This window comes from Gordonia sp. ALPHA1B1, from assembly GCF_005502615.1.
Classification (GTDB): domain Bacteria; phylum Actinomycetota; class Actinomycetes; order Mycobacteriales; family Mycobacteriaceae; genus Gordonia; species Gordonia hongkongensis.
In genome coordinates this window covers 123,445-139,873 of sequence record NZ_SCOC01000004.1, presented here as the reverse complement: position 1 = coordinate 139,873, position 16,429 = coordinate 123,445, and the positions used below count along the sequence as shown (strand labels likewise).

The following is a 16,429-nucleotide window of genomic DNA, read 5'->3' as shown; positions in this document are numbered from 1 at the left end:
CTGGATAGCGAGGTGATCTCGTGGTGCTCGACGTGCTCAACTTCGCGGGTATCGCGGTGTTCGCTGCGTCGGGGGCGATGCTCGGGGTCCGCAAGGACTTCGACATGTGGGGGATCATCACCGTCGGCGTGCTCACCGGGGTCGGCGGCGGCGTACTACGCGACGTCCTGCTGGGGATCACCCCGCCCGCGTCGATCAGCGGGTGGGGTCCCATCGTCACCGCGACGGTCGCCGGCCTCGTCGTCTTCTTCTTCCATCCCGCCTTCACGGCACTGCACCGGTCGATACTCGTGCTCGACGCATTCGGGATGGGGCTCTTCGCGGCCACGGGTGCGAGCATCGCCCTCGACGTCGGGGCGAGCCCGTTCGCCGCGACGACCGTCGGGCTCCTCACCGCGGTGGGTGGCGGCGTGCTCCGCGACATGATCTCGAACGAGATCCCGCTCCTCCTCACACCCGCCGACCTCTACGCCGTACCCGCGGTACTCGGTGCCGCCATCGTCGCGATCGGCGCGACGTACACCTCGGTGGCGCACTGGATCTGGCTCGTCGTCGGATCTGTCCTCGCGACCGCGCTGCGCCTAGTGAGCCTTCGGTTCGCGCTGCGGCTCCCGACCGCACGACGCTGACCTTGCCGCAAACCCACCCTTTCTCCGTGAACCCACCCGGTCCGAGCGCGGCGGATCTACGGAAGAGGGGTGGGTTTGCGAGTCACTCGACGCCGCCGAGTCGAAGCGCCTTCTTGATCTGCGCGTAGAAGCGCGCCTTGTCGGCGAGGTCCGGCCATGTCCACCGCACGACGGTGTACCCCTGCGCGCGCAGCCTGTCCTCACGCGCCTTCTCTTCGACCACCGTCTGCCACGCGGGCTCGTCGCCGAGGCCGCCGCTGTACTTGATCATGCCGTCGAATTCGCCTATCACCCTGTTCGCCAGCAGGAAGTCGACGCGAGCGATGAACACGCCGTGGTCGTCGAAGATCTTGACCTGCTGTCGTGGTATCGGCAGGTTGGGGAACTCGAGCATGACTGCGCGACTGAGGGATTCGCCGATGCTCTCCGACGATGCGTTCGCGTGTGCCAGCGCGCGGCGGAGCATCTCGACCCCCTTGAATCCTCGGCACGAGTCGAGGATCTGTCTCATCCGGTCCGGATCGGCGTCACGTCGAAGCGCGGCGTCGAGCACCGCGAGGGCCTGCCGGTTGGTTCCCAGTCGGGCGACATCACATGCCGTGCGCTCGATGGATGTCACCGTGACCCCGTCTATGACGTCGATGTCCTGCGGCTTGACGGTGGCCTGATGTCTGACGATGTGCTTGGCCCGTTTTCCGACTTTCGGCGACGTCACATGGACCTGCGACAGGTCGGGCCACAGCATCGGCAACCTGTGCGTGGCAGCTGACGAAGTGTGACTGAAGATCCGACCGGGTCGTCCGGCCCTTGCCGCAGCAATGACGGTCAAGCGGTGCTTCTCGACTGCCTGGAGTTCGCTGACCGCGCTGAAGTCGGCCAACGCGCCCGGCCAGAGCCGCACGAGGGTCTTGTTGCCGACCAAGTGCTGCAACTGTTCATCGCTGATGTGGGTGCCTGCGGTTTCTTTGCGGAGAACCAGGCCATGTGGGTCGGTGGGTAGGTCCATACGAATCAGACGCACGAATGCGCCGTCCGGACCCACGTTCCGACAAACCCACCCGTTTTCCGTAAACCCACCCGGTTCGAGCGTGGTGGGTCTACGGAAAAGGGGTGGGTCTGCGAGTGGTGGTGGACTACTGCGCGATGTACTTGTTGACCGCGCGGTTCAGGAAGTTCGGGATGAACTTGGCGGCGTTCTGCAGGAACAGGGTCTGCGCGCCGACGGAGTAGCTGGTGCGGTGCAGCAGTTTGTCCTGACGGGTCGGGTGCACCGACTCCCAGATCTTCTCGGCGACCTGCTCGGGAGTGATCCGGATGCCCAGGGTCTTGGTCGACTTCGCGCCGCCGGTGGCGAGGGCGGTCTTCGCCCACAGGGGCCAGATGCTGACGACGCGGATGTCGTCGTGCTCCCATTCCAGTTCGAGCGCCTCGGTCAGGCCCGCGACGAAGAACTTGGTCGCCGAGTAGACCGCGATGCCGGGCTGGCCGTAGATCGCCGACGCCGATCCGATGTTCACCAGGTGCGCGCCCGGCGTCTTCTCTAGGTACGGGTATGCGGCCTGGGCACCGAGCGCGACGCCGAGGGCGTCGATGTCGATCTGCCGCTTGATCTGATCCGGGGTGATGTGGTCGATCTGTCCCTCGTGGAGGATGCCGGCATTGTTGTCGAGGACGTCGAGTGTGCCGCCGGTGTACGAGGTGAACTCGGCGAGGGCTTCGGCCCACTGCTCCGGCTCGCGGACGTCGAGGGTGCCGGTGATGAAGTCGGGATGGTCGGCCTTCACCTTCGCCAGCGCGTCGGCATCGACGTCGTAGACGCCGACTGTCCACCCGTCGCGGCCGAAACGCTCCGCGGTGGCGAGACCGATTCCGGCAGCGCCGCCGGTGATGAAGATGGAGGGCATGGAGAACTCCTTGCAACTGAACGGACGGCTTCGACGCCGCTGACCTGCGAGGACGATCTTCGGCGCTGAACTTACCGGTGAGTATATTCGTCGATTCGTTTACTCGGTCACGCGGCGGTGCTATCTTGACAACACGCATTGTCATTACATCGATCATTGTCACGATCGACGACCGGGAAGCGAGTTCTCCATGACCGCCGCGATGGAACGATCCGAGAATGTCATCAGTCTCCGGGACCAGGGCACCGAAGAGGTCTCGGCACGGCTGTTGGCGTCGGCCGCCCGGCTGTCGCGCAACGCGATGACCGAGATCGACTGGTCGAAGCCGATGGACCCCACCGAGTACGGGTGCAGTCCGGAATGGTCGTCGCTGTACGGGACCGCGTACTGGGACGAGCTCACCGAGGAACAGCGGATCTCGGTGACCCGCCACGAGTTCGCCTCGATCATGAACATCGGGATCTGGTTCGAGATGATCCTGCAGGAGATGGTCATCCGTGACCAGTACCTCGGCGACTACCACGGTTCGGAATTCCAGTTCGCGCTCACCGAGGTCGCCGACGAGTGCCGGCACTCGCTGATGTTCGCCAAGGCGTCGGAGAAGATGGTCGGCGCCTCCTACCATCCGTCGAAGAAGGTCTCGCGCCTCGGCAAGATCTTCATGCAGACCGCGAAGAACGAGGTCGCCTACGCCGGCATCCTGGTCGCCGAAGAGGTCCTGGACGTCTTCCAGCGCGGCTGCATGCGCGACGACCGCGTGCTCGACTTCATCCGCACGGTCAACGAGATCCATGTGCTCGAGGAATCGCGCCACATGAAGTTCGCGCGCGAAGAGGTGCGTGACTCCCTGGAGGGCGTCAGCTGGGCGCGCCGCCAGTTCAGTGCGTTCGCGGTCGCCGTCGGCGCCTACTTCATCGTGACGAGTCTGGTGCAGCCCAAGGCCTTTGCCGACGCCGGGCTCGACGTCGACCGCGCGGTTCGGGAGATGCGCACCAACTCGCACTTCCACTCGATGATCCGCAGCAGCTGCGCGCACCTCATGGAGTTCCTCGACGAGGTCGGACTCCTGACCAAGCCCGCCATGCGGTACTACCGGAAAGCGCACATGCTCTGATGTTCGTCATCACCCAATCGTGTTGCAGTGACGCAGCATGCGTCGCCGTGTGCCCGGTCAACTGCATCCATCCGACACCGGAGGAGCGCGGCTTCGGCAGCTCCGACATCCTGCACATCGACCCCGAGGCGTGCATCGATTGCGGCGCATGCGCCGATGCCTGCCCCGTCGACGCCATCTACCCGGCGGACAAACTCGGCACCCGGGACAAGGTCTTCATCGACATCAACGCGGACTACTACAAGACCAACCCGGAGGTTCGCTCGGGCTGGGCGCCCATCGGTGACGACTCCGCGTCGTCGATCACCTATCCCGAGGTGCCGAAACTGCCTGCGGGACTTCGGGTCGCGCTGGTCGGGACGGGTCCCTCCGGCGGGTACGCCCTGCGCACACTGCTCGACCGCACCGAGGCGCAGGTCACCGTCATCGACAAACTCCCCACTCCCGGTGGGCTCGTGCGCGCCGGTGTCGCCCCGGACCACCCGGGCACCAAGGGCGTGCTCCGCGGGTTCGACCTGCTTTACCGCGACCCGCGCGTCACGATGCTGACCAACGTGACCATCGGGGACGGCGCCGACCAGATCACCCCGGCCGAACTCGCGGAGCATTTCGACGCGGTGTTCTACGCGGTCGGTGCCAGTGAGTCACGGCGCCTGGGTATCCCGGGTGAGGACCTTCCGGGTTCGACGTCGGCCACCGATCTCGTCGCCTGGTACAACGGCGTGCCCGGTGTCGATGCCGGGCCACCGCTGCGCCGCGGAACCGCCGACGACCCGGCGACGGGTCGTGCGGTTGTGGTCGGTACGGGCAACGTGGCCCTCGATGTTGCGCGAATCCTCGTGTCCCCGCCGGACTTGTTGGCCACCACCGACATCGCCGACCGGGCGCTCGAGCTGCTCGCCGAGCAGAACGTACACGAAGTGGTGCTGCTGGGCCGTCGTGACCAGGCGTCCGCGGCCTACACCGCGGCCGAATACCGTGCGCTGTCGGAGATCCCGGGTGTCGACGTCGAGGTGATCGAGGACGCCGAAGGTGCCGATCTCGCCCGGTTCCGTCAACCCGCCGACCCGAAGCGCCGTCGGATCGTGTTCCTGTTCCACAGCAGTCCCGAAGAGATCACCGGTGATTCGCAGGTCGAGTCGATCACGGTGCGCACGGGGGAGGGGCGCCACCACGTCGCCACCGACCTCGTGGTGCGCTCGATCGGCTATCGCTCCACCCCGATCCCCGGCCTCACGTTCGACGACGTGCGCGGCGTCTTCAGCAACGTCGACGGTCGCCTCGTCGACGAGATAGGTGCGATCGTGCCGGGCGGATATGTGCTCGGCTGGGCCAAGCGCGGACCCAGCGGAGGCATCGGCGCCAACAAGATGTGTGCGACGCGGACTGTCGAGGACTTCATCGCCGACGCCGCGGCGGGCCGGCTGCCCCGGACCGAACGCGCGCCCGGAGCCTTCGGTGCGTTGGTGCGCACACGCGTCCGGACGGTGATCGGCTACCGCGGGATGCGGGCCATCGACCGTCGCGAACGGCGTCGCGGCCTCGAACAGGGCCGGCCCCGTGTGAAGTTCACCCAGGTCGCCGAGATGGTGGGCGCCGCGGGATGGCGTCGGACCTGACGGCCACCGCTCCGGTTTCGGGCCGGGGTGCCGCTCTGCCGTGCCACCATCGAGGTTCCGACACGTCGAGGAGGGCCTGATGACCACCGATTCCGACCAGAAGTGGCGAGAGCGATCGTTGTTCGTCGTCTCCCTGTCCGCGCTGGTCACGCAGAACGCCATCGCGATCCCCTACGTACGACAGAACGGGCCGGGGTCGGTCAAGGACTTCTTCGTGGGGGACATCCTGAAGACGACGCCCGGACGGTTCGCGATGGTCGATCTGACGTTCGTCGTCATCGGCTTCCACGTGTGGGCGCTCGCGGAGGCCCGCCGCCTGCGCATCCTGCCGTGGTGGCTGGCGTCGGTCGTGCTGACCTTCGGCGTCGGCATCGCCACCGCGATCCCGTTCTTCTTCCTCGCCCGGGAGCGTGCGCTGGGGTCGCGGTAGCGGCGTCGCGCGCGCCCGCTGGCGCTCTCGCGGGCGGGCCGGGCCGGTGAGAACCAGACAACGTCGCCGTAACACCGAGGCAAGTCGCATTTCATGCGCCTCGCGGATAGTGGCGGCATGTCGAGCACTCCACAATTCCTGCAGGGTGTCTACGCGTTCTCCGGGTCGGGCCTGTCGAAGCCGGGGCCGATCGATGCGTCGCTGACCTTCGTCGTCCCGCCCGGGATGACGGCTCAGCCGTTGTACTTTCGCGGCGGCAACAGCTCCGACGAACTCATCTGCGTGACCCTGGTTCGCGACGGCACGCCGATGCGGATGTTCCCGATGGGCGCGAGGTCGTCGGTCAACGTGCCGTTGCGGGTCGTCGAAGACGTGGAACCCGACGCCACGCTGGAGCTCCTCCTCGCCGCGCCGGAGGGCACGAGCGGTGAGGTCGTCGTCGACTTCGGGATGGTCATCTTCTGATGGGCGACGAGCACCTGACGCCACCGGTTCCCACGCGTCGGCTGGTCGTGGTCGGCAACGGCATGGCCGGCGCGCGCACCGTGGAGGAGATCATCTCCCGCGGCGGCCGGGAACAGTTCGCCATCACCATGATCGGCGACGAGCCGTACGGGAACTACAACCGGATCATGCTCAGCCATGTGCTGGCCGGGGAGACCGCGGTCGACGACGACGACCTGATGCTCAACCCGATGGCGTGGTACCGGGAGAACGACGTCACGCTCCACTCCGGTGATCGCGCCGAGTCGATCGACCGGTTCGCCAAGACGGTGACCTGCGCGAGCGGACGGATCATCGAGTTCGACGTGCTGATCATCGCGACCGGGTCCCACACCTTCTTCCCCAACATGGACGGACTCCGCGAGCCCGACGGCAGGCTCGCACGCGGCGTGTTCGGCTTCCGCACCATCGAGGACACGAACGGCATGCTGCAGATGGCCGAGTCTCGCGACAACGTGCGCGCGGTGGTGATCGGCGGCGGGTTGCTCGGACTCGAAGCCGCCTACGGACTGCAAACCCAGGGTGTGGCCGTCGACGTCGTGCACTCGCCCGGGCACCTGATGAACCAGCAACTCGACGAGCGCGGCGGCAAGGTGCTGCGCAACCAGATCGAGGCGCTGGGGGTCGGTGTCCACACCGGCAAGCGGACGACGGCGGTGTTGCGCAACGACGACGGGACCGTCGCGGGAGTCGGTTTCACCGACGGCGATTCGCTGCCCGCCGACATGATCGTGGTGACGGCCGGCATTCGTCCCAACGTCGAGATCGCCCGCGGCGCAGGTCTGGTCGTCGAGCGCGGCATCGTCGTCGACGACCAGATGCGTTGCGAGGACGAGGCCTTCATCTACGCGGTCGGGGAGTGCGCGCAGCACCGCAGTGAGGTGTACGGTCTCGTCGCACCGCTGTGGGAGCAGGCAGTCGTGCTCGCCGACGTCCTCACCGGCGCGAATCCGGCTGCCGAATACCATGGTTCGCGACTGACCACCAAGTTGAAGGTCGCCGGTGTCGACGTCGCGGCCATGGGGGTCAAGGGACCGGAACGCGAGGACGACGAATTCGTCCAGTTCTACGAACCACGCAACGGCGTCTACAAGAGCGTCGTGGTCCGTGACAACAAGCTCATCGGAGCGATGCTGCTGGGCGACATCTCGAAGGTCAACTTCCTCACGCAGGCCTTCGACGACAAGGTACCGCTTCCCGACGAACGCATCTCGATGCTGTTCGACCTGGGCACCCCCAGCGCCGAGACCGGGGCGGCCGAGCTCGCCGACGACGTGCAGGTGTGCAACTGCAACGGGGTCACCAAGGGCGACATCGTGGCCTGCGTGGCATCGGGATGCACGAGCGTCGGCGAGGTGTGCGCGAAGACCCGCGCCGGCAAGGGATGTGGTTCCTGCAAGGGGCTCGTCGCCGACATCGTCGAACTCGCAGCGGGGGACGAGCTCACCGCCGACGCGTCCGCCGATTGGTACGTCCCGGCCATCCCACTGACGAAACCCGAACTGATAGACGCCATCCGACGGCAGGACCTGCGGTCGGTCAGCGAGGTGTTCGACAAACTCGCGCCCGACGGCGAGGACGCGACGGCGAAGATGCCGCTCGCCTCACTGTTACGGATCATCTGGGGTTCGGCGTGGAAGCGCGAACCCGGTGCACTGTTCGTCAATGACCGAGTGCATGCGAACATCCAGCGTGACGGCACCTTCTCGGTGGTGCCGCAGATGAAGGGCGGGGTGACCTCACCCGAGCAGTTGCGCAAGATCGCCGACGTCGCGGAGAAGTACTCGATCCCGATGATCAAGGCGACCGGTGGGCAGCGACTCGATCTGCTCGGCGTGAAGAAGGAAGACTTGCCGAAGGTCTGGGAAGATCTCGGCATGCCGTCGGGGTACGCGTACGGCAAGAGCTTCCGGACGGTCAAAACCTGTGTCGGCACCGACTATTGCCGATTCGGTCTCGGCGACTCGACGCAGCTCGGCATCGACATCGAGACGCGCTACCAGGGTCTGGAGTCGCCGGCGAAGCTCAAGCTCGCGGTGACCGGGTGTCCGCGCAACTGCGCGGAGGCGCTGTGCAAGGACTTCGGCGTGGTCGCGATCGGTGACGGCAAGTGGGAGATCTACGTCGGTGGCGCCGCCGGCGCGCACATCCGCAAGGGCGACCTGCTGGCCACCGTGGATTCGGCCGACGAGGTGATCCGGTTGTGCGGCATTTTCATTCAGTACTACCGCGAGCAGGGCAAGTGGCTGGAGCGGACGTACGCGTTCGTACCGCGCATCGGCATCGAGGAACTCCGCGCGATCATCGTCGACGACCGCGACGGACTGGTCGCCGGGTTGCAGGAGGGGATCGACGCCGCGGTCGAGGCCTACGTCGATCCCTGGCTGGACCGCGCCGAACCCAAATCGCCCGCGCAGTTCACCTCGGCGCTTCCGCTGCTGCCGCTGCCCCGGGTGCCGGTCCGATGACCAGTGTGTCGGCGGACGCCGGCGTCGTCGTGGGGCAACTGGACGACCTGCAGGTCGGCGAGAGTCGAGCATATGCGATGCAAGACAGGCAGATCGCGGTATTCCGCCTGACCGACGGGACCCTGCGCGCCACCGACGCCGTCTGCCCGCATCGCGGGGGACCGCTCGCCGACGGTCAGTTCGATCTGGGCAAGGTCGTCTGTCCGTTGCACCAGTACGCCTTCGAACTGGCCGATGGCCGATGCACCTCGGACGGTATCGACTCCATCGGCGTCTACCGCGTCGAGGACCGGGACGGGGACATCGTCGTCTGGTTGGGTGCTCCTGCGGGCGTTAGTGACAAACCAATGCTCCCTGAGGTGTGAGGAGCGATAGCGACGAGCCACGAAGGGCCTGGTGAGAGGCGTTGCGGAGCCCTTCGTGGCTCGCTTCGCTCGCACCTCAGGGAGCATGAGTTCGGTCGCCCAGGAGTGGTCTTTCGTGGCCCACGACGTCCGTCAGCCCGGAGACCCGGAGGTGTGAGGAGCGACAGCGACGAGCCTCGAAGGGCTGGTGACGGCACGGGGAGCTCTCTCCTGCACAACTGTTCACAAAGCCTCGTGTCAATGTCAGCGTGGGCGACCGCCCCTGCGCCCTGCCCGGGCGCGAAGTAGATCGATATCGCCGTCGATCAGTGCCTTCTTCTTCGCACGAGACCAGCCGTGAATTCGTCGCTCGATCGCGTAGGCGTCGTCCAGTGACAGTTCAACCGACCACGCCAGCCTCACCGGCTGGCGGTGAGCAGTGAAACCAACCTGCGCCGAGCTGTGTTGGCGTAACCGATTGTCGAGGTCGCGCGTGCTTCCGACGTAGTACTTCCCGTCCGCGCACTCGAGGATGTATACCCATGCCATCGCAGTATCGTCGAGGATTCTGCCAGCCCGTAGAACGTATGTACCCTTGCCTGTGGAGAGTTCGCGGCAGCTCGCGTCGCCTGTTTACTCCGACTTGCGGTGCCCTTCGTGGCTCGTCGCTTGCGCTCCTCGCACCTCAGGGAGCATAGGGAAGCGTCGCACCTCAGGGAGCATAAGGGGCTCCTCAAGGAGCGGGGCGGGTGTTGGTTCACGTACCCGCGCTCAGTACACGTCCCGCACATAGCGTTTGTCGGCTGCGAGTGCCTTGACGTAGGACTCCGCGCTCGCGGGGGAGCGGCGGCCGTACTGCGCGACAATGCCTTTCAGTGTCGCGTCGACGTCCTTGGCCATCCGCGTCGCGTCGCCGCAGACGTAGACGTGAGCGCCGTCGTGCAGCCACTGGTAGAGCTCTTCACCGTGTTCGCGCATCCGGTCCTGGACGTAGATCTTGTGATCCTGATCGCGCGAGAACGCGACGTCGAGGCGGGTGAGCAGTCCGTCGCCGAGCATGGTCGTCAACTCGTCGCGATAGTAGAAATCGGTCGCCGAGTACTGCTCGCCGAAGAACAGCCAGTTCTTCCCGGTGTGCCCCAGGGCCTCGCGTTCGCGAAGGAAACCGCGGAACGGGGCGATGCCGGTGCCGGGGCCGATCATGATCATCGGGGTGTCGGGATCGGCCGGCGGCCGGAAGTGGCTCGTGGAGGTGACGAACACGCCGATCTCGTCGTCGGCGCGGTCGGCCAGGAAGGTCGAGCAGACACCACCGCGCGGCGTGCCGAACAGGTTGTAGCGCACGGCCGACACCGTCAGTTGGATCTCGTCAGGACTCTCCAGGGGACTCGATGAGATCGAATACGACCGGGGGACCATCGGTTTGAGGACCTGCATCCACTCCGAGGCGTCGGCGGTGACGGGATGATCGGCCAGCACGTCGACCGACTGTCGCCCCCATGCCCAGTCGTTGAACTGCTGTTTGTTCCCCGGTGCGATGAGCGTCCTGAGATCGGCGGAACCGGTACGGTCGGCGACGAAACGAATGAGATCCGATGTCACACGAGCGAATTCGATGCGGTCGCGCAGGGCGATGTGCAACGCGACCTCATCGCCGCCCACGGTCACCGACGCGTCGGCGTCGAGGCCGGTGCGGTCGAGGAACTCCTCGACGAGCGTCGGGTCGTTGCGCGGCCAGACCCCCAGCGCGTCCCCGGCCTGGTACGACATCGTGCCGGCGGGCAGGTGGAACCCGAAGTTGCGCACGTCCTTACCGGACCCCTCGGAGTTGAGCTTGACGTTCCGCACGAGCGAGGTGAGCAGCGGCTTCTTCCGCGAATAGGCCGGCGCGGAACGTACCGAGGGTGCCGCCGCGGAGTCGGCCGGTTCACTGACCACGGTCACCCGGTCGCCGGTCACCCCCGAGGTGGGTGCCCGGTTCGACATGCTGATCGCCCGGATGACCTCGGTCAGCCAGCCGCCCGCCGTCTCCTCGAAGTCGGGTTCGCAGTCGACGCGCTCGAGCAGGCGACGGCCACCCAGTTCACCGATGCGGGTGTCGAGTTTGCGTCCGTGGCCGCAGAAGTCGTCGTAGTTGGAGTCGCCGAGCGCCAGCACCGCGTAGTCGACACCGGACAGGTCGGGTGCGTCCTCGGAGTTCAGCGCGTCCCAGAACGACGTGCCGTTGTCCGGCGGATCGCCGTCCCCGGTGGTCGAGGTGACGAACAGGGCCGTGCCCTTCAGTTCGCCGACCTCGACATCGTCCATCGACCGCGCGTCGACCCGGAGGCCGCTGGCCTTGACGCGCTCGGCTGCTTCTGCGGCGAGCTCCTCGGCGTTGCCCATCTGCGAGGCCCAGAGCACCGTCACCGTGTCGGTGTCTGGTTCCGACGACGTTGAGTTCGACTGGGGGACAGCGGGATCGGGTGCGGCGGCCGCGCGGGAGTACATGCCGGCGAGAACACCCGACACCCAGTTGCGGAGCTCGGCACCCAGCGGCGCATCGGCCGGGAGCACCGGACTGCCCACGGGCGAATCGCCCACGCCGGCCACGAGGCCGGCCAGGTAGAGGCGCTCGGCAGGGGTCATCGCGGGTGCCTCGACACCGGAGACCCCTAATGCGACACCGAGTTTCGTCGAACCCGCGGCGACGACCGGCGCATCGTCGACGTCACCGCGCGAGCCGGGCACCCGGATCAGGGTCACCGCACACACTTTCAGCTCCGGTTGCTGCGACAACGGATCCACCGCGTCAGAGGTGACGGCATTGATCGCCAGGTGTTCGCCGAAGACGTCGTTCCAGTGGAACGGTACGAAGCAGTTGCCGGGTCGCACGCGGTCGGAGATCCGCGCGGGCAACACCGCCCGGCCGCGACGGGAGGCCACCTCGACCTTGTCCGCCGCGGTGATGCCCAACCGGTCGGCATCGTCGGGGTGTATCTCGACGAAGGGCTCCGGGTTGAGTTTGTTGAGCTTGGCCACCCGGCCGGTCTTGGTCATGGTGTGCCACTGGTGGGGCAACCGGCCCGTGTTCAGCAGGAAGGGGTAGTCGTCGTCGGGCATCTCGGCCGGGTCGAGGTGGGGACGGGCGAAGAACTGGGCGCGGCGGCTGGGGGTGGCGAACGCGAGGCGCGGCGTTGACCCGTCGTCAAGGCGGTGGAGCGTCTGACTGCGACCGTCGTTGAGATACCGGATCGGGTTGCGGGCACCGGTGTCCGCCGGATCGGGCTCGCCCTCTTCGGCCGGCGGGCACGGCCATTGCATCGGCGTGCGGCGGAGCCGGTCGTAGGTCACCCCGCGCAAGTCGTAGCCGGTGTTCGGGTTCGCGAACCGTTTGATCTCCTCGAACACCTCCTCGGCGCTCGCATAGTCGAAGGCGTTGGCGTACCCCATCTCGGCGGCGATGCGCGCGATGAGCTGCCAGTCCGGGATCGCCTGTCCGGGGGCGTCGAGCGCGGGTTCGAACAGGGTGAGGTTGCGTTCGGAGTTGACCATCACACCGGTCGACTCCGACCACAGCGTCGCGGGCAGCACCACGTCGGCGTACTGGTTGGTCTCGGTGTCGACGAAGGTGTCCTGGGTGATCACGAGCTCGGCGCGTTCGAGTCCCTCGATGACGGTCTTGCGATTCGCCACCGAGGCAACGGGATTGGTGCAGATGATCCAGCATGCCTTGATCTCGCCGTCGGCCATCCGACGGAACATGTCGATGGTGCCGCCGCCCACGTCGGTGCGCAGGGTCCCGGCCGGAACACCCCAGACACCCTCCACGAACTCACGGTCCGCCGCGGACACGACAGCGCGCTGGCCGGGCAGTCCCGGGCCCATGTAACCCATCTCGCGTCCGCCCATGGCGTTCGGCTGTCCGGTCAGTGAGAACGGTCCGCTGCCGAGCCGGCAGATCGCGCCGGTGGCGAGGTGGAGGTTGACGAGCGCGTTGGTGTTCCAGGTCCCGTGGGTGGACTGGTTGAGGCCCATCGTCCAGCAACTCATCCAGTTGGCTGCGTTGCCGATGAGCTCGGCCGCGGCCCGCAGGTCCGACGCCGCGATCCCGGTGATCGATTCGACGACATCCGGCGGGTACTGGGCGGCGAAGTCGGGGATCTGGTCGAAGCCGTCGGTGAACGACTCGATGAACTCGGTGTCGGTGTGGCCGTTCTCGATGAGCAGGTGCAGCAGGCCGTTGAGGAAGGCGAGGTCGGTCCCGGATCGGATCTGCAGGAACAGGTCCGCCTTGTCGGCCGTCGCCGTGCGTCGAGGATCGACGACGATCAGCTTCGCCCCGGCCTTGACCCGGTCCATCATGCGCAGGAACAGGATCGGGTGACAGTCGGCCATGTTGGCGCCGATGACCAGGAAGACGTCGGCGTGGTCGAAGTCCTGATACGACCCGGGCGGCCCGTCGGAGCCGAGCGACAGTTTGTATCCGGTCCCGGCGCTCGCCATGCACAGTCGCGAGTTCGACTCGATCTGGTTGGTGCGCAGGAATCCCTTGGCCAGCTTGTTCGCCAGGTACTGCGCCTCCAGAGACATCTGGCCCGACACATACAGGGCCACCGCGTCGGGCCCGTGCTCGTCGACGATGTCGCGCAGGCGTCGCGCGGTGTCGGTGACGACGGCGTCGAGTTCGGCGGGCCGGAGCTGGCCGCCCCGATCGTCTCGGACCAGCGCGGTCGACAGGCGCCCGCCGGCGGCGAGCATGTCCGCGGTGGTGGACCCCTTGGTGCACAGTCGCCCGAAGTTCGTCGGATGATCGGGCCGGCCGATCGTCTTGGTGACGCGGTCGGAATCGTCGTCGAGCTTCATCTCCATGCCGCAACCGACACCGCAATAGGCGCACAGCGACATCACCGATCGGGACACGACAGATCGAGTCGGGGCAGACAGGGTCACGGGTTCCAGCGTCGGAGGTCGATGTTTCGCGACCCGAAGCCCGGCGTTACGCATCCATCAACTTGACCTCACAGAACTCGGTCCCCGATGTGAAAGGCCGCCGGAACCGCAGGTGAACGCCGACTCCGTCACTTGAACGGGTGGGTTTCGGCGTTGCTCAGCCGGATCTCAGCCGGGGTGGATAAGACTGTAGCCATGCGCATCCTCGTGGTCGATGACGATCGGGCCGTCCGGGAGTCGTTGCGACGGTCGCTCACCTTCAACGGCTACAGCGTCGAGACCGCGGGCGACGGCATCGAGGCACTCGAGAAGATCCTGGCCGACCGGCCCGACGTGGCGATCCTGGACGTCATGATGCCCAGGCTCGACGGGCTCGAGGTGTGCCGCCGACTCCGCTCCGCCGGTGACGACCTCCCCATCCTGGTGCTGACCGCACGCGACTCGGTGTCCGAGCGGGTGTCGGGCCTCGACGCCGGAGCCGACGACTACCTGCCCAAGCCGTTCGCCCTCGAGGAACTCCTCGCCCGGTTGCGGGCGCTGTTGCGCCGTGCCTCGCCGGACGAGGACGCGGATTCGGAGACCCTCACGTTCGCGGATCTGTCGCTCGATCCCGTCACCCGCGACGTCACCCGCGGCGAGCGCTCGATCAGTCTGACGCGCACCGAGTTCGCCCTGCTCGAGATGCTCATGGCCAATCCGCGCCGGGTGTTGTCGCGCAGCCGCATCCTCGAAGAGGTCTGGGGCTACGACTTCCCGACGTCGGGTAACGCGCTCGAGGTGTACGTCGGCTATCTCCGGCGCAAGACCGAGGCCGATGGCGAGCCGCGACTCATCCACACCGTGCGCGGGGTCGGGTACGTCCTGCGGGAGACGCCGCCCTAGTGATCGGCAAGTCGTCGAACTCGTCGTCGAGGCACCCGAAGACCCGGGATCTCCTCCGCGACCGCCTCACGCGGGCGATCACGGGGCACACCAGCGGTGACGGGTCGGACGAGAAGGAGATGCGGGCGCCGATGCCGCTGATGCGCGCGGTGTCGCTGCGCACCCGCGTGACGATCCTGTCGGCGACCGTCGTGCTGGTCTCGGTGAGTCTGATGGCCGCGGCCGCGTATTTCGTCGTGTATCGCGCGATGTACAACGATGTCGACCAGCAGCTCGAGAGTCGCGCCGACGGGATGGCCGCGCTCGCTCGCGCGGGGGTCCTGCGTACGCAGCCCGAGCAGCTGGTGGCCGGAACGGTGTTCTCCACCAACATCTCCATCGCGCTGGTGACCCCCAGCGGCGAGACGTATCTCATCGGTCAGGTGCCGTTCGACGATGTCGAACGCGGCATCGTCCGGTCCCCGTCCGTCCCTGGTTCCACGCAGCAGAGCCTGCGCACCACGCGCAATCAGCGTGTCCTGACACGCAAACTCGACGACGGCAACACCCTCGTGCTCGCACAGAGCCTCATCCAGACCGACCGGGTGCTCAAACGCCTGGCCTGGGTGCTCTTCGTGGTCGGCTGCGGCGGGGTCGCGCTGGCCGCCCTGGCCGGCACGACGGTGGCGCGCGCCGGCTTGCGGCCGGTCTCGCGGCTCAACCGCGCGGTGGAGCGGGTCGCGCGGACGAACGACCTGACGCCCATCCCGGTGACCGGCAACGACGAACTCGCCAAGCTCACCGTCAGTTTCAACGCGATGCTGCGCGCCCTCGACGAGTCCCGGGATCGGCAGGCACGTCTCGTCGCCGACGCCGGGCACGAACTGCGGACGCCGTTGACCTCGTTGCGGACCAATCTGGAACTGCTGATCGCCGCGAGCCGTCCCGGCGCACGGGCGGTGCCGGAGGAGGACATGGTCGACCTCCGTGCGGATGTGATGGCGCAGATCGAGGAATTGTCCACGCTCGTGGGCGATCTCGTCGATCTCGCCCGCGAGGACGCGCCCGAGGTGGTCTACGAGGAGGTCGATCTCGCCGAGGTGGTGGAGCAGGCCCTCGAACGAGTTCGACGCCGCCGCAACGACGTCGAGTTCGAGGTGGACCTCGCGCCGTGGTTCGTGTTCGGCGAGGCGCACGGGCTGTCGCGGGCGGTGCTGAACGTGCTCGACAACGCGGCCAAATGGAGTCCCCCGGGCCGTACGGTGCGCGTCGGCCTGACCCAGGTCGGGATGTCGAGCGCGGAGCTCACCGTGGCCGACGCCGGTCCCGGAATCCCCGAGGAGGACCGCGGTCTCGTCTTCGAGCGGTTCTATCGGTCGACCCAGTCGCGGTCGATGCCGGGATCGGGCCTGGGACTGGCGATCGTGCGTCAGGTGGTCGAACGACATGGCGGCACCGTGGTCGCCGACACCTCGCCGCTCGGGGGAGCACTGATCCGGATGACCCTGCCGGGCCGGGCAACTGCGGCGGAACCATCCCCGCAGGTGATTCGTCAGTAGAGGAGAAGCGGGTGGCGCCGGGCCGGCGACTCAGCTGTCGGAGACTGCGAACAGCCTTGAACTCG

The 16,429-nt window shown here is 67.0% G+C and carries 13 protein-coding genes; 9 read left to right on the top strand and 4 right to left on the bottom strand.

The genetic code is table 11. The annotated features are described in order from the left end of the window. Positions 1 to 20 precede the first annotated feature (20 nt). On the top strand, positions 21 to 629 hold the full coding sequence (locus FFS52_RS04080) for a TRIC cation channel family protein (RefSeq protein WP_137808919.1): 609 nt from the start codon (positions 21 to 23) through the stop codon (positions 627 to 629). Between the two features lie 82 nt (positions 630 to 711). On the opposite strand, the gene FFS52_RS04075 is transcribed toward FFS52_RS04080, so the two are convergent. Both FFS52_RS04075 and FFS52_RS04070 read right to left on the bottom strand, forming a co-directional pair. Next, positions 712 to 1,635 carry a hypothetical protein gene (locus FFS52_RS04075; RefSeq protein ID WP_137808973.1) on the bottom strand — a complete coding sequence of 308 codons (924 nt, stop codon included), beginning with the start codon at positions 1,633 to 1,635 and terminating at the stop codon, positions 712 to 714. Between the two features lie 127 nt (positions 1,636 to 1,762). Beyond that, positions 1,763 to 2,533 (bottom strand): SDR family oxidoreductase, encoded by a 771-nt coding sequence (locus tag FFS52_RS04070; protein WP_137808918.1) that lies wholly within the window; start codon positions 2,531 to 2,533, stop codon positions 1,763 to 1,765. A 190-nt stretch (positions 2,534 to 2,723) separates the two neighbouring features. On the opposite strand from FFS52_RS04070, the gene FFS52_RS04065 reads away from it, so the two are divergent. The 6 genes from FFS52_RS04065 (at position 2,724) to FFS52_RS04040 (ending at position 9,033) form a co-directional block, all read left to right on the top strand. Next, positions 2,724 to 3,647 (top strand): diiron oxygenase, encoded by a 924-nt coding sequence (locus FFS52_RS04065; protein WP_137808917.1) that lies wholly within the window; start codon positions 2,724 to 2,726, stop codon positions 3,645 to 3,647. Further along, a complete protein-coding gene (locus tag FFS52_RS04060; RefSeq protein WP_137808916.1) occupies positions 3,647 to 5,266 on the top strand; it encodes an FAD-dependent oxidoreductase in 1,620 nt (539 codons plus the stop codon). Before FFS52_RS04065 ends, FFS52_RS04060 begins: the two co-directional genes overlap by 1 nt. A 79-nt stretch (positions 5,267 to 5,345) precedes the next feature. Continuing rightward, entirely contained in the window at positions 5,346 to 5,696 is a 351-nt protein-coding gene (locus FFS52_RS04055; RefSeq protein ID WP_137808915.1) for a DUF2834 domain-containing protein, read from the top strand. Positions 5,697 to 5,813: 117 nt separating this feature from the next. Next, positions 5,814 to 6,161, top strand: coding sequence for a molybdopterin oxidoreductase (locus tag FFS52_RS04050; RefSeq protein WP_137808914.1), 348 nt, complete (start codon positions 5,814 to 5,816; stop codon positions 6,159 to 6,161). Next, entirely contained in the window at positions 6,161 to 8,668 is a 2,508-nt protein-coding gene (gene nirB / locus FFS52_RS04045; RefSeq protein ID WP_137808913.1) for a nitrite reductase large subunit NirB, read from the top strand. The genes FFS52_RS04050 and nirB overlap by 1 nt, the downstream gene beginning before the upstream one ends. Beyond that, positions 8,665 to 9,033 (top strand): Rieske (2Fe-2S) protein, encoded by a 369-nt coding sequence (locus FFS52_RS04040; RefSeq protein ID WP_137808912.1) that lies wholly within the window; start codon positions 8,665 to 8,667, stop codon positions 9,031 to 9,033. Before nirB ends, FFS52_RS04040 begins: the two co-directional genes overlap by 4 nt. Positions 9,034 to 9,276: 243 nt before the next feature. On the opposite strand, the gene FFS52_RS04035 is transcribed toward FFS52_RS04040, so the two are convergent. Together FFS52_RS04035 and FFS52_RS04030 are read right to left on the bottom strand one after the other, a co-directional pair. Further along, positions 9,277 to 9,561 (bottom strand): GIY-YIG nuclease family protein, encoded by a 285-nt coding sequence (locus FFS52_RS04035; RefSeq protein WP_065630217.1) that lies wholly within the window; start codon positions 9,559 to 9,561, stop codon positions 9,277 to 9,279. Positions 9,562 to 9,783: 222 nt separating this feature from the next. Next, positions 9,784 to 13,899: a bifunctional nitrate reductase/sulfite reductase flavoprotein subunit alpha gene (locus FFS52_RS04030; RefSeq protein ID WP_137808972.1), complete on the bottom strand. Its 4,116-nt coding sequence runs from the start codon at positions 13,897 to 13,899 to the stop codon at positions 9,784 to 9,786. A 240-nt stretch (positions 13,900 to 14,139) separates the two neighbouring features. On the opposite strand from FFS52_RS04030, the gene FFS52_RS04025 reads away from it, so the two are divergent. Further along, on the top strand, positions 14,140 to 14,826 hold the full coding sequence (locus tag FFS52_RS04025; protein ID WP_058251501.1) for a response regulator transcription factor: 687 nt from the start codon (positions 14,140 to 14,142) through the stop codon (positions 14,824 to 14,826). Next, complete coding sequence (locus tag FFS52_RS04020) at positions 14,826 to 16,364, top strand: HAMP domain-containing sensor histidine kinase (protein WP_137808911.1); 1,539 nt, start codon at positions 14,826 to 14,828, stop codon at positions 16,362 to 16,364. Before FFS52_RS04025 ends, FFS52_RS04020 begins: the two co-directional genes overlap by 1 nt. Positions 16,365 to 16,429 lie beyond the last annotated feature (65 nt).

What these genes read in the sequence shown, in the direction of transcription:
- FFS52_RS04075 (WP_137808973.1), bottom strand. Translation starts at nt 1,635, where the DNA reads ATGGACCTACCCACCGACCCACATGGCCTGGTTCTCCGCAAAGAAACC.
- FFS52_RS04070 (WP_137808918.1), bottom strand. Translation starts at nt 2,533, where the DNA reads ATGCCCTCCATCTTCATCACCGGCGGCGCTGCCGGAATCGGTCTCGCC.
- FFS52_RS04065 (WP_137808917.1), top strand. Translation starts at nt 2,724, where the DNA reads ATGACCGCCGCGATGGAACGATCCGAGAATGTCATCAGTCTCCGGGAC.
- FFS52_RS04060 (WP_137808916.1), top strand. Translation starts at nt 3,647, where the DNA reads ATGTTCGTCATCACCCAATCGTGTTGCAGTGACGCAGCATGCGTCGCC.
- FFS52_RS04055 (WP_137808915.1), top strand. Translation starts at nt 5,346, where the DNA reads ATGACCACCGATTCCGACCAGAAGTGGCGAGAGCGATCGTTGTTCGTC.
- FFS52_RS04050 (WP_137808914.1), top strand. Translation starts at nt 5,814, where the DNA reads ATGTCGAGCACTCCACAATTCCTGCAGGGTGTCTACGCGTTCTCCGGG.
- nirB (WP_137808913.1), top strand. Translation starts at nt 6,161, where the DNA reads ATGGGCGACGAGCACCTGACGCCACCGGTTCCCACGCGTCGGCTGGTC.
- FFS52_RS04040 (WP_137808912.1), top strand. Translation starts at nt 8,665, where the DNA reads ATGACCAGTGTGTCGGCGGACGCCGGCGTCGTCGTGGGGCAACTGGAC.
- FFS52_RS04035 (WP_065630217.1), bottom strand. Translation starts at nt 9,561, where the DNA reads ATGGCATGGGTATACATCCTCGAGTGCGCGGACGGGAAGTACTACGTC.
- FFS52_RS04030 (WP_137808972.1), bottom strand. Translation starts at nt 13,899, where the DNA reads ATGTCGCTGTGCGCCTATTGCGGTGTCGGTTGCGGCATGGAGATGAAG.
- FFS52_RS04025 (WP_058251501.1), top strand. Translation starts at nt 14,140, where the DNA reads ATGCGCATCCTCGTGGTCGATGACGATCGGGCCGTCCGGGAGTCGTTG.